This is a genomic window from Psychrobacter sp. DAB_AL32B (assembly GCF_002224105.1).
GTDB lineage: Bacteria > Pseudomonadota > Gammaproteobacteria > Pseudomonadales > Moraxellaceae > Psychrobacter.
This window is the reverse complement of the sequence record NZ_NEXU01000083.1, coordinates 38,029-59,891: the sequence shown is the minus strand read 5'-3', so window position 1 is coordinate 59,891 and position 21,863 is coordinate 38,029. Positions and strand designations below refer to the sequence as shown.

Below are 21,863 nucleotides of genomic sequence, written 5' to 3'. Positions count from 1 at the left end.
TAATACTAAATATTGACTATTTATACACTGACGGCTACCAATGCCGCTTCTACATCGGTTTTTATGGCATCAGGTTTGGTTGTTGGTGAATAGCGGTCGATTACTTGCCCTTTACTATCGATTAAAAACTTGGTGAAATTCCATTTGATACCATCTGTGAGTAAACCGCCCTTTTGCTTCTTTAGCCATTCAAAAATTGGATGGGCGTCTTTACCATTAACATCAACCTTTGCCATCATCGGAAAGCTAACGCCATAATTTTTTTGACAAAACGCACCAATCTCATCATTACTACCGGGATCTTGGCTGCCGAATTGATTACAAGGAAAGCCGATGACTATTAACCCTTGATCTTTATATTGCTGATACATCGCCTCTAAACCTTCAAATTGTGGGGTAAATCCACATTTGCTTGCGGTATTGACGATCAATAGTACCTTACCTTCATAATCAGAGAAGGCTTGCGAGGTAGCGTCCATACGCTCAGCGTTAAAGTCGTAAATAGTGCTCATTATTTATCCTTAAATAAATTTATTATTGGTATATTCTATTTAGAATCGCACAGTATTTTTAATTGATTTAATGAGTAATAGGGGAAATTATACGATCCCCTATTATTTTCTAACTTTATCTTAACGACAAACTCGCTATTTTTTGAGCTATTCTTCAGTTTTATCTAAATCAATAGACACTGAGTTGATGCAATAGCGCAAGCCAGTCGTCTCACGTGGACCATCAGGGAACACATGACCTAAATGCGCACCGCAGTTGCTACAAGTGACTTCCGTACGGCGCATACCCAATGAGTCATCGATATGTTCATCGATAGCACTACTATCGATACCTTGATCAAAACTTGGCCAGCCGCAACTAGCATCAAATTTGCTGCTTGAATCGAATAATTTTGCGCCACAACCTTTACAGTTATATATCCCTTTATCATTGATATCGTTATAAACACCAGTATGTGGACGCTCTGTGCCCTTCTCGCGCATCACATGATACTCGTCAGCACTCAGGCGCTCTTTCCAGTCAGCTTCTGTCAATTGGCTGATTTCTTCTTTGCTCAGTTGATTGTCTTGCATAACCTATCCTTATTGAATGATTTATTGTCTAATCTACTGTGAATCATTTGCTACCAGTGATTTATCGTCTTATTTTTATAAAAACGATAGGTTTTATCTGTTGGTTGGTGCTTTATTATTCAAGACATTCATTACAAGAATGCCAACCATATCAATTGATAGCATAACGATTTAAAACAGTAGAGATAGGTGAAATATAACAAATTATCTTGAATCATCCATGAGTAAAGATGTAATTTTAAGAAACATCAACTTTAATGCAAGATAATCTTGCATTAACGATTATTATAGATTAAGAAAAAACTTGCATTAAAATTAGTTATGCAATAATATCTTGCATTAGGTATAAATTAAAAATTTATCACTTTGATATTTTTTCTTTAATACGCTATTTATTACAAACTCATTGCATAAAAAAGGCTTACATGATGATAGCTGATGATAAAAGCAAGGATACACAAGCTGAACGACTGGTACAGCTACGCCGTGACAAAGGGATGACTGCCGAGCAATTAGCACAAGCGATGACTGCCGCTGGCGCAAAGGTCAGTCGCGGCGCTATCTCTAATTGGGAACGTGGAACGAATGGTATTGTGTCATCCAAGTTACCCACACTAGCGCGTATTTTAGGCTGTAGCGAAGGCTATCTATTGCGTGGTGAGCTTCAAAGTGACATCAATAACGATGTAGATTCAAGCGATCTTATGCAGTCTGACAATACCAATGAAGACCTTGCCTCAGGCGAGCAAAATAGTGGCGACAGCCAACATCAACAAACAACCTCCTCTACTCCCCGCACAAATTCATCAAACAATCTTATGAGTGGTCACTCTATGAATGCCATAAAAAAATCCGATAAACTACAAAACGTCTGCTACGACATTCGTGGTCCTCTCTTGCAAACTGCCAATAAAATGGAAGCTGAAGGCAAACGCATCCTCAAGCTTAATATTGGCAACCCTGCCCCGTTTGGTTTAGAAGCGCCGCATGAGATTTTACGTGATGTGGCGATGAATCTGCCAGAAGCAACGGGCTATTCAGATTCGCAAGGGATTTTTTCAGCGCGTAAAGCCGTCCTGCAATACTACCAATCAAAGGGACTGCTATCAGCGGTTGATGTTCGTGATGTGTATCTAGGTAACGGGGTTTCTGAGCTCATTGTCATGACCATGCAGGCGCTGATGAACGATGGCGATGAAGTGCTGGTCCCAATGCCAGATTATCCACTTTGGACGGCAGCTGCCAATCTAGCAGGCGGTACAGCGGTACATTATCGCTGTAATGAAGAAGACAACTGGCATCCTGATATTGAAGACATCAAATCCAAAATCACTAGCAAAACTAAAGGCATTGTGGTTATTAACCCCAATAATCCAACCGGCTCACTTTATAGTGATGAAGTGCTACTGCAAATCATCGAGGTCGCAAAAGAGCATAATTTAATTATTATGGCCGATGAGATTTATGACCGTATTCTTTATGATGATATGGAACATACGCCGATGAGCACCTTGACCGATGAAGTGCTGGTCTTGTCATATAATGGTCTGTCAAAGTCACATCGCATCGCAGGCTTTCGTGCAGGTTGGATGATGGTTTCAGGTCGCAAAGAACATGCCACTGATTTTATCGAAGGTTTGGATATGCTCGCCTCTATGCGTCTGTGCTCCAACGTCCAAGGGCAATATGCGATTCAGACAGCCATGGGCGGCTATCAAAGCATGAAGGACTTAACCTCTACAAAAGGTCGTTTATATAAGCAGCGCGAGTTGGCAGTTACCCGCCTTAATGCGATTAAAGGTATTTCTTGCACCATGCCACAAGGGGCGTTTTACTGCTTTCCAAAGATGGATCCTGAGATTTACCCTATCGAAAATGACATGCAGTTTATGATGGATTTATTGTTGGAAGAAAACGTATTGATGGTACAAGGAACAGGGTTTAACTGGGACAAACATGACCATTTCCGCTTGGTGTTTTTACCCAACTTACACGACTTAGAAGACGCCATGGATCGCTTAGACCGCTTCTTTGCTAAAAAGCGTAAGCAATTTGGTACCGATTGATTTAATTTTTACATACATTACTGTCTATAAAAAAACGCTTACCGATATGATATCGATAAGCGTTTTTTATATCTGACGTTTTATAAGCAACTGAAACTTAAATTATTATAAGTTTAAGTTTTAAAAGATATTTATCAACACCATATAACTGATTGCTGACATCGCAGCTGCCGCAGGAAGGGTAATAATCCATGCTAAACCGATAGGCTTCATCAGCGCCCAGTTGGTATCTCTATTCACAATACCAATGCCAAGTACTGCTCCTACTAACGTATGCGTACTCGATACTGGCAGACCCATAGTTGAAGCGCCCATGACCACAGCAGCAGCAGCCAATTCAGCTGAGAAACCAGAAGCTGGATGCATTTTTGCTAAGTTCGTACCCACTGTTTGAATCACTTCTTTACCGATGAACCAAAGACCAACGATAAGAGCAACACCAAAAGTTAGCATCACTGCTGGAGGTACTGCGGCTTCTGTGGCAATGCTATTGGTACGGATAACATCCATGATTGCTGCAAAAGGACCGACAGCGTTAGCAATATCGTTTGAGCCATGACTAAAGGCAAAAGCTGACGCGGTAAATACTTGCATCCAGCTAAACATAATAAACGTGGCTTTGGTCAAGTCTTCTTTATGCTTGCCACGGATACTTTTGGTATAAATAAAGGTCGCAAGCCACACTAGCGCCGATATCATCCCCATGATTAAAAAGCCTTGCAGCGTCGTCATACCATTATTGACGTTCTTCAGACCTTTAAAAATGACCAAAGAGGCCATGACCGCACCGCCTGCAGCCGCAATAATAGGTACCCATTTTTTAAGTGCTTTTAAGGTATCAAGGTTGCTGCGCTCGTTCTCAATCTCATAAAGCTCTTTGTAATAATCGGTCTCTAAATCTTCAACGACGCAATCATCATCTTTATAAATTTCTTGATCACGTAACATCGCTGAAGTATAAGCCAGTTGTTCTGATTCTGTCAGACCGTCCAAATACTCTTTATGATTGTGTTTTAGCGTCTTTTTATTATCTTTAAGAGTCGCAATATGCGCCTCTGTTTTATCATTATACTCAATGATGTTTTTCTTAATCTGTCCATATAAAAGATAAGAAAATATGCCGCCTAGTAGCGGTGATATCACCCAAGAGATAGCGATAGTGCCAATCGTGCCCCAATTCACTGTAGATAACGCCATTTCAGTACCACCTAAGGTGATACCTAATACAATGGAGCTACCAACCACGCCGCCGATAATGGCATGAGTGGTCGAAACCGGCAGGCCTTTTTTAGTGGCAAACAACAGCCAAAATGCGGCAGCAATCAAAGCTGAAAGCATGACATAAATGAACTGGTTGGGTGTTACCGATAGACCATCTAAATCGACAATGCCGCTGCGAATGGTGTCAGTCACTTCACCGCCTGCCAGCACGGCGCCCGACACTTCAAATATCGCTGCTATACCGAGCGCTTGAGGGATCGTTAACGTCCCTGCACCCACTGAGGTACCAAAGGAATTGGCGACATCATTACCACCAATATTGAATGCCATAAAGACACCAAAAGCAGTGGCGACAATAAATAGCGTCGTCTGCTGATGCATGGTGTAATCTAGACCCCACCACAAAAAGTAGCCGGTCATCGCAATAAGTAAAACACCAAAAAATAGATTAATTCTCATAGAACCGACTGCTTTAGTTGATCCTGTAGAGCTGCTGCTAATACCCATACGTCGATACGTCCTGCGTAAGCTGATTGAAATTACATGCGATTGATGACATTGCGATGCTATTAATGGATGATGAAATTTTTTTTACCATCCAAAATTATGATAGCGTGCGCGCAACGTGGTTCTTTACTATACGGTTTTGAATTGCTTTTTTTAAATACGCTATTAATACATTACCTTGGCGATTTTATAGGTTACTTAAAATACACCTTGGTTTGACCATGCTTTGGTTTGAACACGACAAAAACATAAGATAAAAACCCATCGTGCAAAATACTATAAAGCCGCAAGGGATATTGCCAAATCGTCCGATTAAAGCATCTTGCGGCTTAGGTATTTATAGTGATAGTGTTGTTGTGGTAAATTTGATTGTCATGAAAAAAACATTGATATTAAAAGATAAATTGATATTAAAGAATAAACAGTCAAGCGACCAAGCTATTTTAATAGATAGCAGCGCTCATTACGCGCCTATTATATTAAATATAGACGCATAATGCATGATGATATTACAAGATTTGTAACTGTACATCTGTGGCTCGAAAAATCTGCTCATTTAGTCAAAGAGCGTTGTTATATTTTAATCATTAATCAGCCTCGATATCCGCTTTATAACTAGTCCATAACTACTATGAGCATGTGCGAGCGCAGTAAATATCAGAGCCTTAGCGAGTAGAGAGTACCGCTGAGAGCTGCTCAATCGCATGGTCTAAAACGTCCAGACGCGCTTGACGCTTGTCGTTAGTCGCAATAACACACCAAGGCGCACTTTTGGTATCGGTACGTGCCAGCATATCAGCAGCAGATTGTACGTAGTCTGACCAGTTCTCACGATTACGCCAATCATCTTCCGTTAATTTAAACTGTTTATGCGGTGTCTCTTCACGCGCTTCAAAACGTTTGAGTTGTTCTTGTTTATCGATAGCCAGCCAGTATTTGATGACCAAGGTACCTGACGCTGCCAAGTCTGCCTCAAAACGATTGATTTCATCGTAAGCGCGCTGCCACTCCTCATCAGTGGCAAAGCCCTCAATACGTTCAACCAATACACGTCCATACCACGTACGATCAAAGATAGCGATACGACTGATACGGTCTGTTTGCTCGTTTGGGAGTTTGGTCCAAAAGCGCCATAAATAAGGATGCTGTAGCTCATACAACATGGGCGCGCTAATATTATAAATTTGATATTCACGTGGATCGAGCGGTGCCACCAGCCTTTTAATAGCGCCGCCCTTGCCAGCGGCATCCATACCCTCAAAAGCAAACACCACATGACGGCCCTTACGCGCGCGTAGTAATTCAGCGAGCTTTACTTGCTTGGCTTCAAGTTGTTGATGATAGTCTGATTTATCTATATCTGAATCGGCTATGTCCGTCAATAATTTAGGTGGCTTTACATTCTCAAACTTAACAGGCTCAAACTTTGGTTTATCACTATGATTTTTCTCTACTCCACTGCTTTCTGCTTCACTGCTCGCCAATGCCATTTGCATAGCATGTAAGACTTCATGACAAAAATGCATGGCGGCTTTTGATTTATCAGCACCATCAATAATGATCCAATCACCTTGCTGGCGTAATAAGGTAGCGGCTACCTCATTAAACTGCGTCACTACTGCCGCGCTATGCCAATCTATCTGATACAAAAAACGTGGGTCTGTCTCATCATCGTTTAGCCTTGCCTGCAAGGTTTCGATATCTACATGAAACCAGCACTTCAGCAACTTAGTATGATTCGCAGCAAGATCTTGCTCAAAGGCTTGCAGCTCAATCAGCTGTTGCTGCAAATAATCTTGCCACTTACCAATGGGCAACGCCTTAGTATTTATATCCGTATCAGCATCTGCACACTTTTTACTTTTTATCAATTTCTCATTATTTTTGCTATCTGAATGTGCCATACGCATCACGTTATATAGCAAATCGGCATACCAGTTGCCAAAATAAACCATCACATCACCGTAGCGCGGCATGGCTTTAGTATGCGCTTGCCAAATCGGCTGATGATCTAATGGGCAATCACCGATGATCGCCTCAACCTTGAGTAGACGCGGATCTACCCACTGCCGTAGCTGTGTGACGGCTGTTCCCTTGCCTGCCTGCTCCATACCGTTGACCAGCACCAATAGCCCCATTGGTTTATTGGTGGTTGGCGGTGTTTGTTGACGCGTCGCTCGTAGGGCGAACTGGGCGGTGACCAATGCCAGTCGAAGCGCATCCTTATCCATAAAAAACTGACTTAAAGGATTGGGTGTTAAGCGCTGCTCGACGATTTCCTTGTTAAATGGGGTGCTCACTGCTTGTGGCGCACCTGCTTCAGTCGTATCATTTTTTTTGCTCATATCTGTGCTCGCTATAGCGTTATTAAATAATGAGGTTAAAATAACGAAGTCACTTAATCATAGCACTGAGTCCATTCAGTAAATAACGCGGCTATGTAACAGAGCAAGGTAACAGGACGAGGTAACAGAACTAGATAAGAGCGCTATGTAACAGTTTGGCATTTGTATTCTGCTTTATTTTCTTTTAAGGTGAACAAAATCTTGCGAGCATGTTTTAATAGCTACCCATAAGCATAAAAACTCAAAACCACTTAACTTATTTATTATCAATTTGATTAATATTTCTACTTTTATAGGATTACCTGCCATGTCTGCTTTAGCCAATCTACAACAGCACTTGAACCGTTTTTGGGCGCTGCCACATCATAACGATGCCGCATTAAACACCAAGCTCAAAGAGGTGCAATCATGGCAACAAGCACGTATCAAGCAGACGCATAGTGCGCTATTTGAACAACCAAAAAACAAACCAATGGCAGATTACTTTTTGACCCAGCTCTACGGTGGTGATGAATTCAAAATATTAGCAGAACAGTTGGGTCGTATTCTTCCTAAGGCCAAAAAACTTGAACGCCTTGCCAAAGAGTCGGCTTTAGAAGCAGGAAGCATGGGTATTCAAGCCTCTATATTGGCGATTGAGCTCGATTTGCATTTGGCTCAGTGGTTACTTGCTCAAGACCTAGCGGTCAATGAAGAAAACATGCTCACCGCTTACCGTGCTGTCGATGAAGCCAATGAGCGCCGAGTCCAAATTAACAACCTTAAAGAAGTCTGTTATCGCACCGATAAGCATCTCAACTCATTTATGCTAAAAAAAGCCTTTGCAATAGCAAAAGGTGCGGCTTATCGTCATGGTTATCAACCGCTTTACGACTTTATTGATGCTGGCTTTAAAGCGATGAAACCACTTAGTAGTGTGAGCAGCTTTATCGAACCGTTTTGTGAGCGTGAGCTACAAATTATTGATGAAGTTCATGCCACGGATAATGGCGGTAAGCCAGCAACGTTTGGTGTATGATAGGATTTATCGTATAAGTGGCTAACGGCACACTTTATATGAATAAACATGGCCAAAAAACAAGCATAAAAACCAATAATAGGACAATGCAATGACTGATCAAAAACCTAATGCTAATGTCAATACTACTACCAACGGTCACTTACAGGATAAATTGGTCAGTGATAGCATTACCGATAATCAAGATATCACCGCTCAAGTAAAAGCACGTCAAAATACTGGTACAAATCCATTGCTACAAGCCAATGCACAAAACAGCAGTGACAATGTTAACAATAATGACTTCACGCAAGTTCAAGATTTACCAACAGGAACGCCACAAGGCCAACAAACGACTATGCAAAATACCAGTACAGCAAATGCCAATCTAAATAACGCTTCGAACGCCTCAGCAAAAACTGACGCACAACCAGCAAAACAAACTGTCTTTAATCAGCGTGATGATATCAATAACCCACATACAGCTGATACTGATGGTAATGAAGAAACGCATTTTGGTTATAAGACTGTCAATAAAGCAGAAAAACAGGCACGTGTCGCTGATGTTTTTACCTCAGTCGCCAAAAAATACGACATCATGAATGACTTAATGTCATTTGGTATCCATCGTCTATGGAAACGTTATGCAATTAGCTTATCGGGCGTTCGTGCCGGTCAGCATGTGCTTGATATCGCTGGCGGTACGGGTGATTTGGCGAAAGTCTTTAGCCGTGAAGTGGGCAAAAACGGTCACGTTGTATTATCAGACATCAATGCTGCCATGCTAGAAGTCGGTCGTGAGCGCCTCATCAATGCCGGCTGTAACAATGTCGATTTCGTATTGGCCAACGCTGAAACTTTAGCGCCCTTTGACGATGAAAGCTTTGATTTGGTCACCATTAGTTTTGGTTTGCGTAATGTCACGGACAAAGATGCTGCTTTAAAAGCCATGTATCGTGTGCTTAAGCCAGGCGGTCGTCTATTGATTTTGGAATTCTCAAAACCAATATTTGAGCCATTATCTAAAGCCTATGACTTATATTCATTTACTGCCTTGCCGATTATGGGCAAGCTGATTGCCAATGATTCTGAGAGCTATAAGTATTTGGCTGAGTCGATTCGTATGCACCCTGATCAGCAGACGCTAAAACAAATGATGCAACAAGCGGGCTTTGAAAATTGTGATTATCATAACCTGACTGCTGGTATCGTCGCCGTACATCGCGGTTTTAAAGCATAGCGATAAAAAGTCGTAGCAATAAAAAAGCTTAACGATGAAAATTTTCATGATAAAAATCGTGACGATAAAAATTGCTAATACTCATCAGTCGTAACAACTGACCCTGATAAACGATGCGCTTTTTTTAAGGCGCTCAACTAAATATGTGAGAGCCTTATGCTGACTGTCTTACTTTTGGCTGGTGCCGAAAAGCTGATTAATATCGCTATTGCTAGCGATGAAATTACCAAAGCTGGTCTTGCACCGCTTGCGGGCAAAGTATTACGACTAAATATGGGTGCACCGGATATAAGTTTGGATGTGCTATTTACTGATGAGCGTTTGCGTTTTGAGCCGGTAACGACCGAAAGCGTTTTTGAAAGCAATTTTAAAGCCAATGTTCATACTGATCAGCGTCAAAAAGCCAATATGGATAAAGCGCGGATTGGGCATAGTCGCCCAGACTGTGTCATCACCGTTGATAATCCAGCCCAACTGCTCAACCTAATGCGCGGCACTGACGGTAACCTGCCTATCGCTGGTGATTACAAAGTACTGATGCAGCTTAAACAACTGGTAGCAGGTTTTGATCCCGATGTGGCTGGACAACTTGAACCATTTATTGGTAAGCCGATGGCCAGTCAATTGCATCTGCTCATATCACAGCTCAAAAGCGGCTGGCGGCATAGTGCCAAACGCGCTTTTAACGATGTCAGCGACTGGGCCAATGATGTAGCGGGTAATGTTGACTCTGATCCTATGCAGACAGCAGAGATGAATGACCTTAAGCAGCAGCTATTAAAGCTACGTGCGGATGTCGAACGTGAAGAAGCCAGACTGGCAGCTATCAAAGACGAGCAGGCGCGTTTAATCAACCATAGATAAAAGTGTTATTAATCACACATTATCTATAGTGGCCTAATCTATAACGACTTACTTTAAAAGTAAAACAGTGCTGCTGTGATGGTTTTTTTGCAGCATACATAATCGCAGTATAAACAATCACAGCGCCTACCCTATTTTCGACTTTATCTAGAGTACTTATACCTCATGCTATTATCTCATCGCGCCCGTTTACTTGAGCTTTGGCGTATTGCCGCCACGTATCGTATTGACACGCACCTGTCTGTTGAAGAGGCACCGCAGCTACAACCTTTAGCGCGTTTAATCCGTATGCATCCAGCAGCTTGGGGTAAAAAGCACCAGCCCAATGCGATTAAATATGCCCTTGAAGATATGGGTACACTTTTTTTAAAGCTTGGGCAATTACTCTCTACGCGTCGTGACTTAGTACTGCCTGAGATTATTGAGCAGTTGGTTCAGCTGCAAGATAAAGTTAAATCTTTTGACTCTGATATCGCCATTGCTCAAATCCAAGACCCTAAACACGGTCTCGGTCAATCTATTGGTACTTTATTTGCGCGCTTTGATGTAAAACCTTTAGCAGCAGCTTCTATCGCCCAAGTGCATACCGCCGCCCTGCATGACGGGCGTGAAGTAGTTGTCAAAGTGGTTCGTCCTGACATTCGGACTACCATTATTGCAGACTTTGAGCTACTGCGTGAATTGGCTGATTGGGCATCGGCTCGTATTGAAGCGGCGCGTGCCATACATATCATCGATATTGTCGAAGACTATCGGCAAGTGATGCTCAATGAGTTAGATTTGACCCTTGAAGCAGACAATACCACCCAAATGCGCAACAACTTCTTAGGTTCTACATTGATGTATGTACCTGAAGTTTATGACGCTGCTAAAAACGTTATGGTCATGGAGCGTATTCAAGGCGTCCCTATCTCGCAAGTTGAAGTATTTGATCAGCTGGGTTATGACCGAGCCGCACTAGCAGAAAAAGGCTTAACCATATTTTTCACCCAAGTATTTCGTGATAACTTCTTTCATGCTGACATGCATCCGGGTAACGTCTTCGTAGAGACACCACCCGTTAAAACTATCCATGCAAATATGCCTGCGATTGATTTGGGTCATGAGCCACGCTATATCGGTCTTGATTGTGCCATCATGGGCACCTTATCAAAGGACGATCAGCTTATCGTAGCGCGGATGCTATTGGCGGTGATGAATAACAACTTTACGGCGATGGTTGATATCGTCAGCCGAGCTGGCTGGATACCGCCAAGTGCCGATAAGCATGCGTTGATGCGTGACATGAGCCGCACTGTCGGTCCGATGTTGCAAAAGTCCATTAACGATATCGATTTTGCTGGCGTTTTGATGCAAATTTTGGATATCGCCCGCCGCCATCATATGAGTATCCCACCGCAATTAATGCTACTGCTTAAAACCTTGGTACATGTCGAAGGACTCGGTCGCGACTTATATCCTGATCTCGATATTTGGTCACTTGCTAAGCCAATTTTAAGCAGCTGGATTAAAGAGCAATTAGATCCGATGCGTAATTTACAACAGCTACGCCAGCAATTGCCAGAGATATTACTGTCGACGACTGATATCCCTAAACTGCTAGATCAAGGACTGCAAAGTCTCGCCTCACAAGGGTCACGCCAAGACAGTCAACTGCGTGAAATACAGCAGATTCGTGCCGATATGCTCAACGACCGTCGCCGCGATTGGTTGGCGCTGTCGGGTTTCGCTATTTTCATTGCGATTGCGACACAAGTTATCGGTTGGTTGTCACCTATCTTTTATTTATTGGCTATTTTAGTCGTCGTTTGGCGTATCTTAGCCTAGACCGCTGAATGCTAAATGCTAAATGCTAAATGCTAAATGCTATTAATAATCATCAATTCAAACGTTCGTTAAACAAGCGCTCACTAACTTTAATTATCCTTTGAAAAAATATAAAGGTAGCTGGCGCTTAGCTTTATTTTATGTCTCGTCCATTCAGTTTAGAACCCGCTTTATATGTAGGAATCGACCATGTCATCTTTACCCGCTTCTCACCTTGAAAACACTGTTAAACCAGATCATAGTGCTGCTATTGCGGTCCTGCAAACTCGCTTCGGTAAACAGCTCAGTACCAATGCTACGGTACGCGAGCAGCATGGTCATACGATGACTTGGTTAGCCAATCAGCCGCCTGATGCGGTACTAACCGTACAGGATAAACACGAGGTAGCAGCGGCCGTAGAGATCTGCAATCAATATCAGATGCCGGTGATTGCCTTTGGTATTGGCTCTTCTTTAGAAGGTCAATTAAATGCTCCTTATGGCGGACTGTGTATCGATATGCATGCAATGGATGCAATATTGCAGGTCAATAATGAAGACCTGACGGTTACGGTACAACCTGGCGTCACGCGTGAGCAATTGAACCATTATTTACGTAATACGGGGTTATTTTTTCCGATAGATCCTGGTGCCAATGCCAGTATCGGTGGCATGGTTGCTACTCGCGCTTCAGGGACTAACGCAGTACGTTATGGCACTATGAAAGATGTGGTGCTCGCACTTGAAGTCGTCACAGCAAGTGGAGAGATTGTTCGAACAGGCACACGTGCCAAAAAATCCGCCGCCGGTTATGATTTAACGCGGCTAATGATAGGCTCAGAGGGTACGCTCGGTATCGTTACCGAAGTCACGCTTAAATTATTTGGTATTAGCGAATGTATTGGCAGCGGCCTTTGTCATTTCCCAACCATTGAGGATGCTTGTCAGGCAGTCATGCTGACCATTCAAATGTGCTTGCCTATTGCGCGTATTGAGCTACTGGATGCGATGCAAATCAAAGCTTGTAATCAATATGCCAATCTCGATTTAACAGAGACGCCGACATTGTTTGTAGAATTTCATGGCACAGAAGCTGGCGTTCGCGAACAAGCTCAGATGTTTACCGATATCATTGAAGAGTTTGGTGGCACCGATTTTGTTTGGGATACCAATGAAGCCGAGCGTAAACGTCTCTGGCAAGCGCGTCATAATGCTTATCACGCCAGCTCCGCCCTACGCCCTGAAGCAAGTGCCTTATCGACTGATGCCTGTGTACCCATTTCACGCTTAGCGGAATGCGTCAGTGCGACGGCAAAAGATATCGAAGCGTCCGGTATGATTGGACCTATCGTCGGTCATGTTGGTGATGGCAATTTTCATGTTTTATTATTGGTTAATACTGATGATCCAGTAGAGGTGGCTACTGCGGACGGTATTATCGATCGTCTTGCTATGCGCGCGATTGCGATGGATGGCACCTGTACCGGCGAGCATGGAATCGGGCAAGGTAAGCAAAAATATATGGATCAAGAACATGGCAATGCCATCGCGATGATGCAGGCTATTAAGTCAGCACTTGACCCTAAAAATATCCTCAATCCCGGTAAAATATGGCCTCAGCCTTTACCTATAAAATCGTAGCCATATAATAATTAACAAAAAAAAGTGCACCTGCGTTTAATTAGAAAATTAAATGTAGGTGCACTTTTGGGCTTATGATTTGATATTTCTGATTTTAATACTATACCATCTGATCGATCGCCATCTGTGTCAATACACGACCGCGTGCGGTCCGTAGTACATAGCCTTGCTGGATAAGATAAGGCTCAATGACGTCTTCTAACGTTCCACGATCCTCAGCCATCGCCGCTGCCACTGCTTCAACCCCAGCAGGACCACCGTCAAAACGCTCGTGTAATATCTCGATATAGCGCCTATCTAAATGATCAAGGCCGCGTCTATCAACTGCTAGCATGTCCAGCGCACTGCCCGCAATCGCACCATTGATACTACCATCGCCTCTGACTTGAGCATAATCGCGCACACGGCGTAGTAAACGGTTGGCAATTCGTGGCGTACCACGAGCACGGCGAGCAATCTCAACCGCACCGTCCTCACTCATCGGCACCCGCATCAGCCGAGCGGCGCGACTGACAATCGTCGTCAAGTCAGCAATGTTATAAAACTCAAGCCGCTGCACGATACCAAAGCGATCGCGCAAAGGTGACGTTAATAATCCTGCTCGCGTGGTTGCTGCAACTAGCGTAAATGGTGGCAAATCAAGCTTAATAGAGCGTGCTGCAGGACCTTCACCAATCATGATATCGAGCTGAAAATCCTCCATCGCTGGATAAAGAATTTCTTCAATAACAGGACTTAAACGGTGAATCTCATCGATAAATAACACATCACCAGCTTCTAGATTGGTTAGCATGGCCGCTAAGTCACCGGCACGTTCTAGTACAGGTCCAGAAGTTGAGCGTAGATTGCCACCCATCTCACGAGCGATAATATTGGCAAGGGTGGTTTTGCCCAAGCCTGGCGGACCAAAGATTAGCGTATGATCCAACGCTTCATCACGCGCACGTGCCGCGGCAATAAAAACTTCCATCTGCTCACGTACCACTGGCTGACCGATATATTCAGCCAATAATGCTGGTCGAATATTGGCATCAGGAGCATCAGCTGCTCCTTCTAGCGGATTAATCAAACGATCTTGCATCATAGGTTTTATCATTATATTTAAATCATTATTTTTAAAAGACTAGGTAATAAATAGCATAACTAAACGCTACGCATAAGTCATGCAAAACATCATAAAGTACCCGCCAAAACGAAAATAAGCGACACCTAATGTCGCTTATTTTTAATAATCCTTATTCACGTAATAGCACCGCTATTTAAAACTCTGGAACTGCTGCAATGTGGCTTTTAATAAGCTTTGCGTATCTGCAAACGTCTCGCCATTACCTTTAGCCGCCTTAATAGCTTGCTGAGCTTCTTTTTCTTTGTAGCCCAAGCTCACCAGAGCGCCTTCCACCTCAGCGATAATACTGCCCTCGTGAGAAACTGGCGCTGATTGAGTGATAAACTCTAAATTACTGTCATCAACTTCGATATTTTTAAGCTTATCTTTTAGCTCAATTAATAAACGCTGAGCCGTCTTTTTACCAATACCAGGAATGCGCATGAGTGCCGTTTCTGAATCTTGCTCAACGTGCATTTTTAACTCAGCGGCTGACATTGCAGACAGCATTGCCAATGCCATTTTGGCACCAACACCATTAATTTTAATCAATTGCCGAAAAACATCACGCTCTTTACGATCGATGAAACCAAACAGCAGCTGCGCATCTTCACGCACATGAAAGTGCGTCCAGATACTTGCTTGCTGATTCAGTTGCAACTGGCAAAATGATGGCAGTGGCAGCTCAATATCATAGCCGACGCCAGATGTGGTCATGACACAGGCAGTTGGTGCCATTAAATACTGCACCTGTCCAGTAATCAATCCAATCATAATCCACTACCTCTCATAAGCGCTATTATAAAAAATGAAATGAGCTGCCATCTCGTTATTGAGTGCTGTCTTTTATCAGTCAAGCTTACTGATAAAAATCGACCATACCTTCGAGGCTAATAGGGCGAATCTTATGCGCTTGACCAGCAGAGCCAAAAGCTTCAAAACGATTGGTACAGATATCTGACATTGCTACCATAGACGCTTTGAAATATTTGCGTGGATCAAACTCGCTAGGATTTTCTGCAAGGAATTTACGGATAGCGCCTGTTGATGCCAAACGTAAATCAGTATCGATATTTACTTTACGGACGCCATGCTTAATCGCTTCAACGATTTGCTCAACGGGCACACCATAAGTCTCACCGATATTACCACCATTTTCATTAATGACTTTTAACCACTCTTGCGGCACTGATGATGAGCCATGCATGACCAGATGCGTATTAGGAATACGGGCATGAATCTCTTTTACACGCTCAATCGATAAAATATCGCCTGTCGGTGGACGGGTAAATTTATAAGCACCGTGACTGGTACCGATAGCAATAGCTAGTGCATCGACGTTGGTGTCTTTAACGAACTGCTCGGCTTCGTCAGCACTGGTTAATAGTTGCTCGTGGTCAAGTACGCCTTCTGCGCCAGAACCATCCTCTTCGCCTGCCATACCAGTCTCAAGACTGCCCAAGCAACCAATCTCGCCTTCTACTGAAACACCGCAAGCATGAGCCATTTTGACCACTTCACGCGTGACGCTGGCGTTGTAATCATAATCCATTGGCGTTTTGCCGTCTTCACCAAGCGAGCCGTCCATCATCACTGATGAAAAGCCAAGCTGAATTGAGCGCTGACAAATAGCGGGTGACATACCGTGATCTTGATGCATCACGACTGGAATATGTGGCCACTCTTCAATAGCAGCAATAATCAAGTGACGCAAAAATGCCGAGCCTGCATAACTACGCGCGCCGGCGCTGGCTTGTACAATGACAGGAGAATCACAGGCGTCAGCCGCTATCATGATGGCACGCATCTGCTCTAAATTATTGACATTATAAGCAGGAACACCATAGCCGTGTTCAGCAGCATGATCCAAAAGTTGACGTAACGATATTAAGGCCATAAAACGCTCTCTGGTTATGTTTTAAAAATAGTATTTTGAAGATGATATTAAGAAATCATTTTTAACAATACGACGCTGCAATACTTACCCTGCAACCCAGCTTTGTAATAGATATTCCATTATAAGCCAGCAAAAAGTACTGTTTTTTGCTCGTCATTATTACGCCGTGATTATAGCAAAAATTACCGCCGCTTCGTAGCGCTTAGCCGACTATTTGTTTGCCTGCTTAGTTTTTCTAGCTTGTTTGCATAATTAGGCCATCGATCTCGTTTGCTACCAGCAATAACTTACTTTTTATAAAGGCTGCCGATTATTTTTATCAATAAAAAAAGCCTTGGCAATCACCAAAGCTTTTTCCATTTTTTTAGGGCTTGTAAAGCAACTAATAAGCTAATGATTTACCCATTAATTCTATATTAATAGAGTTAGCTTTATTTTTCTTAGTATTGTTGCTCTGCTTCTACTGCGTTTTCACTGGCTTTATCCGCGACAGCCGTTGCGCCATCGGCAACCACTTCAGCAGTATTAGCAACGGCTTCATTTGCGCCTACCACAACCGCTTCACCAGTATTTTCTAGCGCGTTTGCAGCATTAGCACCAGCGGTTTCAGCGTTGTCTGCAGCATTAGCACCCGCTTCTTGAGCAGCAACTTCCGCTTCAGCAGCAGCAGCTTCAGTTTTCGCAGCGGCTTCTTCCGTGTTGGCAGCAGCATCTTCACCAGCAGAGTCGGCTGCAGCTGCAGTTTTATCTTGTGTTTCTTGGCTACATGCAGTGATTGCAAAAGTACCAGCAAGAACGCTAGCAAGTAATAAATGACGTTTTAACATAGTAAATCCCTCATAAATAAAGCATGTCAAACACATGGTTTGCGCTATTTTATAGAGTGCAAATTAGACATGCAATAACAATTTTCAGTATAGAAACAAATAATTACCACTTAACAATAATCAATAACCATTCATGCTTATCGTACTTAAAACAGTAAGATAAGAATAGTAGCCAAAATATTATCGCTACAGCTTACCTTAGATGTTGAGGCTGAGTTGTACGCCTAATGTTACTCATATGCTTACTATTGTTAAAGCATTAGTCATTGATTTGTAGAGCAGCAACCGCCGGTAATACTTTACCTTCTACAAACTCTAAGAATGCGCCGCCGCCTGTGGACATATAGCTAACCCCATCAGCCACCTGATATTTATCAATCGCAGCAAGCGTATCGCCGCCACCAGCAATCGAGAAACCTTGGCTATTTTTGACAGCATTTGCGATTATTTGAGTACCTTGACCAAAAGCATCGACTTCAAAAACACCTACAGGACCATTCCACAAGATGGTTTTTGCATTGATAATGGCGTTAGCCAGTTTTTCAGCACTTGCTGGGGCGATATCTAATATCATGTCATCATCGCCGATTGCATCGACAGATTTGATAGTGGCCGTTGCCTTTTGTAATGAGCCCGTAAAATCGGCAAAATCAATGTCGTTTTTATTGGCAACGACGACATATTCAGGCAATAAGATCTCGGTTTTCCCCATGATTTCACGAGCCGTATCCACTAAGTCTGCTTCGTATAATGAGGCACCAACGCTATGACCTTGTGCCGCCAAAAAAGTATTGGCAATCCCGCCACCCACGATAATCTGCGAGCAGAGCTCAGCCAAACTATGCAAAACTTCTAGTTTGGTAGAGACTTTTGAGCCACCGACAATAGCCAGCATCGGCTGCGCTGGTGTTTCAAGCGCTAAACTTAATGCATCAAGTTCAGCTGCCAATAAAGGTCCAGCACAGGCAGTTTTTCCAGCTTGTTGCATAGCTTGGGTAATGCCTTCAGTTGACGCTTGCGCCCGATGAGCAGTACCAAAAGCATCCATCACAAATATATCGCACAAATCCGCATATTTTTGCGCTAAAGCCGCATCATTTTTCTTTTCACCTTCATTAAAGCGCACGTTTTCTAGCAGTACGACTTCGCCCGCTTTGATGGAGACACCTTGAGTCAGGTAATCACAATTGAGAGTCACTGGTTTTGATAGTTGCGCTGCCAATTTATCACTTAAATAATCAGCGACGGGCGCTAGCGAATATATTGCCTCAGGAATCCCCTCCGCTGGGCGACCTAGGTGCGAGCAAACAATCACCGCGGCCCCTTTCTCAAGCGCCATTTTAATCGTTGGTAAGCTTGCTTGTAAGCGAGCGTCACTGGTGATTTTACCTTCTTTAATAGGCACATTGAGATCTTCACGAATCAACACCAATTTATCGGTCAAACTCAGCTCGCTCATACGCAAAAAATTCATTACCTGCTCCTATGCATCATCTATTGTTAATCTATAATGTGGCTGTTTGTTAAATGTTACTGAATGGTTTTTATTAAACTTATTTAGTCGATTCATCTTGCTGGTTATTTTTATAAAACTGACCCAGCAAGAATTTAAGGCGGTGTATTCTAGCAGCTTTCTAACTGGCGCTCATAAAGAACCTGCTATAAATTTTGCTCACCGGAAAAGAATATACTTAGACGTAACAAAACGAGCATTAACATTTCGTGGTGGTACTCAAAGATTCTGCCGTTTATGATAGAGAGGCTGTTTATAATCAATAAATCCAACAATAAAAATAACCTACTAGGAGAATATAATGAGTATCGACTTCAAAGCGGCCAAACAAGAATTATTAAAACTAAAAGAAGAGTATGAGACTCGAATTGATAAAATCGAAGACCATATCCAAAACCCGCAAGACGACCTCAATGAACACTGGGAAGACCAAGCGATTGCTTATCGTCAAAATGACATGCGCAAAAACTTAATGGTAGAGGCACGCCAAAGCTTAATTTACGTCGAAAATGCGTTAAACCGCATCGAAACTGGTCATTATGGTGAATGTGAGGTATGCGGCGAGGCAATCGAAGCACAACGCTTGCAAGCATTGCCCTATGCTACTTTATGTATGGAACATGCAGAATAGTCCATCATTACTATCTTTAAGCTAGCTCTCGTTTTGACATAACCTTTATAAAGCAGGCGCATTCCATGTATTATTAAGCGCCTGCTGCCATTGCTGACAACGCGCAGCAATTTGATGCACGGGTAAATCCATAATATCACCAACTACCGCCACATAAGTAATGGGCAAACCTGCCAGCTCGGTAATATTTTCTGCCGTTAACCCTCCTATCACGCATATATCGATCCCTTGCTGACAACCTTCCATGAGCTGCTGACGTGAGATGACATTTGCATTAGGTTTGGTAGCCGAAGCAAATACCGCACCCATGGCTGCGTAACTTACCCCATCATTTTTTGCTTCTTTAACCAGCTCTATATCGCCATGGCAAGTGCGACCGATCATCTGATTCGGTGCTAAATACTGTTTGACATCACTAATATCGCCATCTTGCTGCCCTAGATGCACACCAACATCAAGCTTTGCCGCCAAACTGATATCATCATTTATAACGACTGCTACCTTGTATACTTTGGCTAAATTCACTATTTTTAGCGCTTCTGCGTATAGAGTCGACTTACCATCAGGCAATGCCAATATATGCTTGCGACGTATTTGTAATAGCGCAATCAGCCCTGTTGCTAATGCAGCTTCTAATTTACGATATAAAACCGTAAATTCATCGTCATTAGTGAGTAGATATAACTTAGGTAAGGCATGAGAAACGGTAGAAACTGGTGGCTGAATCATTTAACGGTCCTTAAATTCAACACAATAAAAAAGCTGTTATATCGCATAACAGCCTTTTTTATCAATGCTAAATGAGTAGTCTTATACGCTACGGCGAGTCGCCAAACTGTTTAGAATATTTTTGGCATCGCCCCAACGTGTTGCTGAGCTGTTGGCACCCAAAATAACGATAATCGCTGGGCGGTTATTCACACGCGTTTCCATCACCACACAACGACCTGCTTCATTGATAAAGCCTGTTTTTGAGATACCAATCGGATAGCTGCCATCGCGGACTAGACTGCTAGTGTTATTGGCTTTATAAGTACGGTTGCCACTTGAGTAGTTAGAGACATAAAAATCATAGCTTTTGGTAGTCGAAAAACGACGAATCACGTCATAGTTACCAGCCGCACGAACCATTTTAACCAAGTCATTTGATGAAGCAACATTACGCTTATCAAGACCAGTAGCATCACCGAAGAACGCCGTGCTCATACCCAATTCTTGTGCTTTACGGTTCATGGCACGCATAAAGGCCTTATCGCCACCTGGATAGTTGCGAGAAAGACTTTTTGCTGCTGGGTTTTCTGACTTCATTAATGCCATCAATAACATCTCAGCACGATTTAGACGATCACCCGACTTAAGGTTTGAGCTGGCACGTTTAGGACCAACGAAATCTTCTGGATCAAGCGTGATTTCTTCACGCATATCTAAACCCGCATCCAACACTACCATAGCCGTCATGACTTTGGTGATACTGGCCATAGGACGGGCTATATCGGCATCTTTTTCATAGATAGATTCGCCAGTTTCTGCATCGATTACCGCCACACTGCGCGAATCGGTGCTGATCGGAATCATGTTGCTGCTGCCAAAACTCCCGCGATAAGTGGTGTTATAGCTATTGGTATTATTATAACTGTTATTACTGCTACCAAAGCTATTGGTAATGTTGGTCGTGCCATTGCCATTATCTACTTTTTTAATCGTAGAGCTATTACTAGACTTGGACATGATACTACGCGCTTCGGACAAGCTGTCGGCACCGCCCCAACTCATACGAGCACTAGACTCAGAGGTAGAGCTACCATTAATTGTAAGTGCGGCTTGTGCAACACTGCCCAAACTCAATGAAATCATAGCAGCGATTAATTGCTGTTTGGTTAATGGTAGTTGCTTCATTATGCCTCCTGCCGCCGCGATGCTGTTAGTCAGTAAATGAGTTACATACTGACTAACGGCAACAACGTACGTAGCGTTTATGGATGTGTTTGTAGATACTCACATAGAGTTTTTGTATTTTTAGTGTATCATGGTTTGCATTTAAGTTTAATCTACTAAATCAATTAGATGAGATTTTCTAGCCACATTCAAACTTTACTACATTTACTTTATATTACAGCA

Annotated in this window: 18 protein-coding genes; 7 read left to right on the top strand and 11 right to left on the bottom strand. The window is 42.9% G+C overall.

Annotation, left to right across the window (positions count from 1 at the left end):
- Positions 1 to 20: 20 nt before the first annotated feature.
- Positions 21 to 512, bottom strand: a complete 492-nt coding sequence (locus tag CAN34_RS10270) for a glutathione peroxidase (RefSeq protein WP_089555579.1) — start codon at positions 510 to 512, stop codon at positions 21 to 23.
- Between the two features lie 147 nt (positions 513 to 659).
- Positions 660 to 1,085 carry a peptide-methionine (R)-S-oxide reductase MsrB gene (gene msrB / locus CAN34_RS10265; protein WP_089555578.1) on the bottom strand — a complete coding sequence of 142 codons (426 nt, stop codon included), beginning with the start codon at positions 1,083 to 1,085 and terminating at the stop codon, positions 660 to 662.
- A 428-nt stretch (positions 1,086 to 1,513) separates the two neighbouring features.
- On the opposite strand from msrB, the gene CAN34_RS10260 reads away from it, so the two are divergent.
- Positions 1,514 to 3,151 (top strand): aminotransferase class I/II-fold pyridoxal phosphate-dependent enzyme, encoded by a 1,638-nt coding sequence (locus CAN34_RS10260; protein WP_089555577.1) that lies wholly within the window; start codon positions 1,514 to 1,516, stop codon positions 3,149 to 3,151.
- 120 nt (positions 3,152 to 3,271) lie between these two features.
- Here CAN34_RS10260 and CAN34_RS10255 read toward each other — a convergent pair whose 3' ends face one another.
- Positions 3,272 to 4,879 (bottom strand): inorganic phosphate transporter, encoded by a 1,608-nt coding sequence (locus CAN34_RS10255; protein ID WP_089555576.1) that lies wholly within the window; start codon positions 4,877 to 4,879, stop codon positions 3,272 to 3,274.
- Positions 4,880 to 5,544: 665 nt separating this feature from the next.
- Entirely contained in the window at positions 5,545 to 7,224 is a 1,680-nt protein-coding gene (locus tag CAN34_RS10245) for an ATPase (RefSeq protein ID WP_089555574.1), read from the bottom strand.
- Positions 7,225 to 7,531: 307 nt separating this feature from the next.
- On the opposite strand from CAN34_RS10245, the gene CAN34_RS10240 reads away from it, so the two are divergent.
- The 5 genes from CAN34_RS10240 to CAN34_RS10220 all read left to right on the top strand — a co-directional run bounded on the left by CAN34_RS10240 (position 7,532) and on the right by CAN34_RS10220 (position 13,772).
- Positions 7,532 to 8,242, top strand: coding sequence for a hypothetical protein (locus CAN34_RS10240; protein ID WP_089555573.1), 711 nt, complete (start codon positions 7,532 to 7,534; stop codon positions 8,240 to 8,242).
- 91 nt (positions 8,243 to 8,333) lie between these two features.
- Positions 8,334 to 9,461: a bifunctional demethylmenaquinone methyltransferase/2-methoxy-6-polyprenyl-1,4-benzoquinol methylase UbiE gene (ubiE, locus tag CAN34_RS10235; RefSeq protein ID WP_089555572.1), complete on the top strand. Its 1,128-nt coding sequence runs from the start codon at positions 8,334 to 8,336 to the stop codon at positions 9,459 to 9,461.
- Positions 9,462 to 9,617: 156 nt separating this feature from the next.
- Complete coding sequence (locus CAN34_RS10230; RefSeq protein ID WP_089555571.1) at positions 9,618 to 10,325, top strand: SCP2 domain-containing protein; 708 nt, start codon at positions 9,618 to 9,620, stop codon at positions 10,323 to 10,325.
- A 165-nt stretch (positions 10,326 to 10,490) separates the two neighbouring features.
- Positions 10,491 to 12,152 carry an AarF/ABC1/UbiB kinase family protein gene (locus CAN34_RS10225; protein ID WP_089555570.1) on the top strand — a complete coding sequence of 554 codons (1,662 nt, stop codon included), beginning with the start codon at positions 10,491 to 10,493 and terminating at the stop codon, positions 12,150 to 12,152.
- 189 nt (positions 12,153 to 12,341) lie between these two features.
- Positions 12,342 to 13,772, top strand: coding sequence for an FAD-binding oxidoreductase (locus tag CAN34_RS10220; RefSeq protein WP_089555569.1), 1,431 nt, complete (start codon positions 12,342 to 12,344; stop codon positions 13,770 to 13,772).
- 100 nt (positions 13,773 to 13,872) lie between these two features.
- Here the strand turns inward: CAN34_RS10220 and ruvB are convergent, their stop codons facing one another.
- From ruvB to CAN34_RS10195, 5 genes are all read right to left on the bottom strand, one after another.
- A complete protein-coding gene (gene ruvB, locus CAN34_RS10215) occupies positions 13,873 to 14,853 on the bottom strand; it encodes a Holliday junction branch migration DNA helicase RuvB (RefSeq protein ID WP_079693028.1) in 981 nt (326 codons plus the stop codon).
- Between the two features lie 174 nt (positions 14,854 to 15,027).
- On the bottom strand, positions 15,028 to 15,651 hold the full coding sequence (gene ruvA, locus CAN34_RS10210; protein ID WP_089555568.1) for a Holliday junction branch migration protein RuvA: 624 nt from the start codon (positions 15,649 to 15,651) through the stop codon (positions 15,028 to 15,030).
- 85 nt (positions 15,652 to 15,736) lie between these two features.
- A complete protein-coding gene (gene fba / locus CAN34_RS10205; RefSeq protein ID WP_089555567.1) occupies positions 15,737 to 16,774 on the bottom strand; it encodes a class II fructose-bisphosphate aldolase in 1,038 nt (345 codons plus the stop codon).
- 440 nt (positions 16,775 to 17,214) lie between these two features.
- Positions 17,215 to 17,601, bottom strand: coding sequence for a hypothetical protein (locus CAN34_RS10200; RefSeq protein WP_079691163.1), 387 nt, complete (start codon positions 17,599 to 17,601; stop codon positions 17,215 to 17,217).
- A 259-nt stretch (positions 17,602 to 17,860) separates the two neighbouring features.
- A complete protein-coding gene (locus CAN34_RS10195; protein ID WP_089555566.1) occupies positions 17,861 to 19,075 on the bottom strand; it encodes a phosphoglycerate kinase in 1,215 nt (404 codons plus the stop codon).
- A 340-nt stretch (positions 19,076 to 19,415) separates the two neighbouring features.
- Here CAN34_RS10195 and CAN34_RS10190 point away from each other — a divergent pair, with 340 nt between their 5' ends.
- Positions 19,416 to 19,745, top strand: a complete 330-nt coding sequence (locus CAN34_RS10190; RefSeq protein WP_079691161.1) for a TraR/DksA C4-type zinc finger protein — start codon at positions 19,416 to 19,418, stop codon at positions 19,743 to 19,745.
- Between the two features lie 45 nt (positions 19,746 to 19,790).
- Here the strand turns inward: CAN34_RS10190 and CAN34_RS10185 are convergent, their stop codons facing one another.
- Both CAN34_RS10185 and CAN34_RS10180 read right to left on the bottom strand, forming a co-directional pair.
- Entirely contained in the window at positions 19,791 to 20,474 is a 684-nt protein-coding gene (locus tag CAN34_RS10185; protein WP_089555565.1) for a thiamine phosphate synthase, read from the bottom strand.
- An 81-nt stretch (positions 20,475 to 20,555) separates the two neighbouring features.
- Complete coding sequence (locus tag CAN34_RS10180) at positions 20,556 to 21,641, bottom strand: serine hydrolase (RefSeq protein WP_089555564.1); 1,086 nt, start codon at positions 21,639 to 21,641, stop codon at positions 20,556 to 20,558.
- Positions 21,642 to 21,863: the final 222 nt, after the last annotated feature.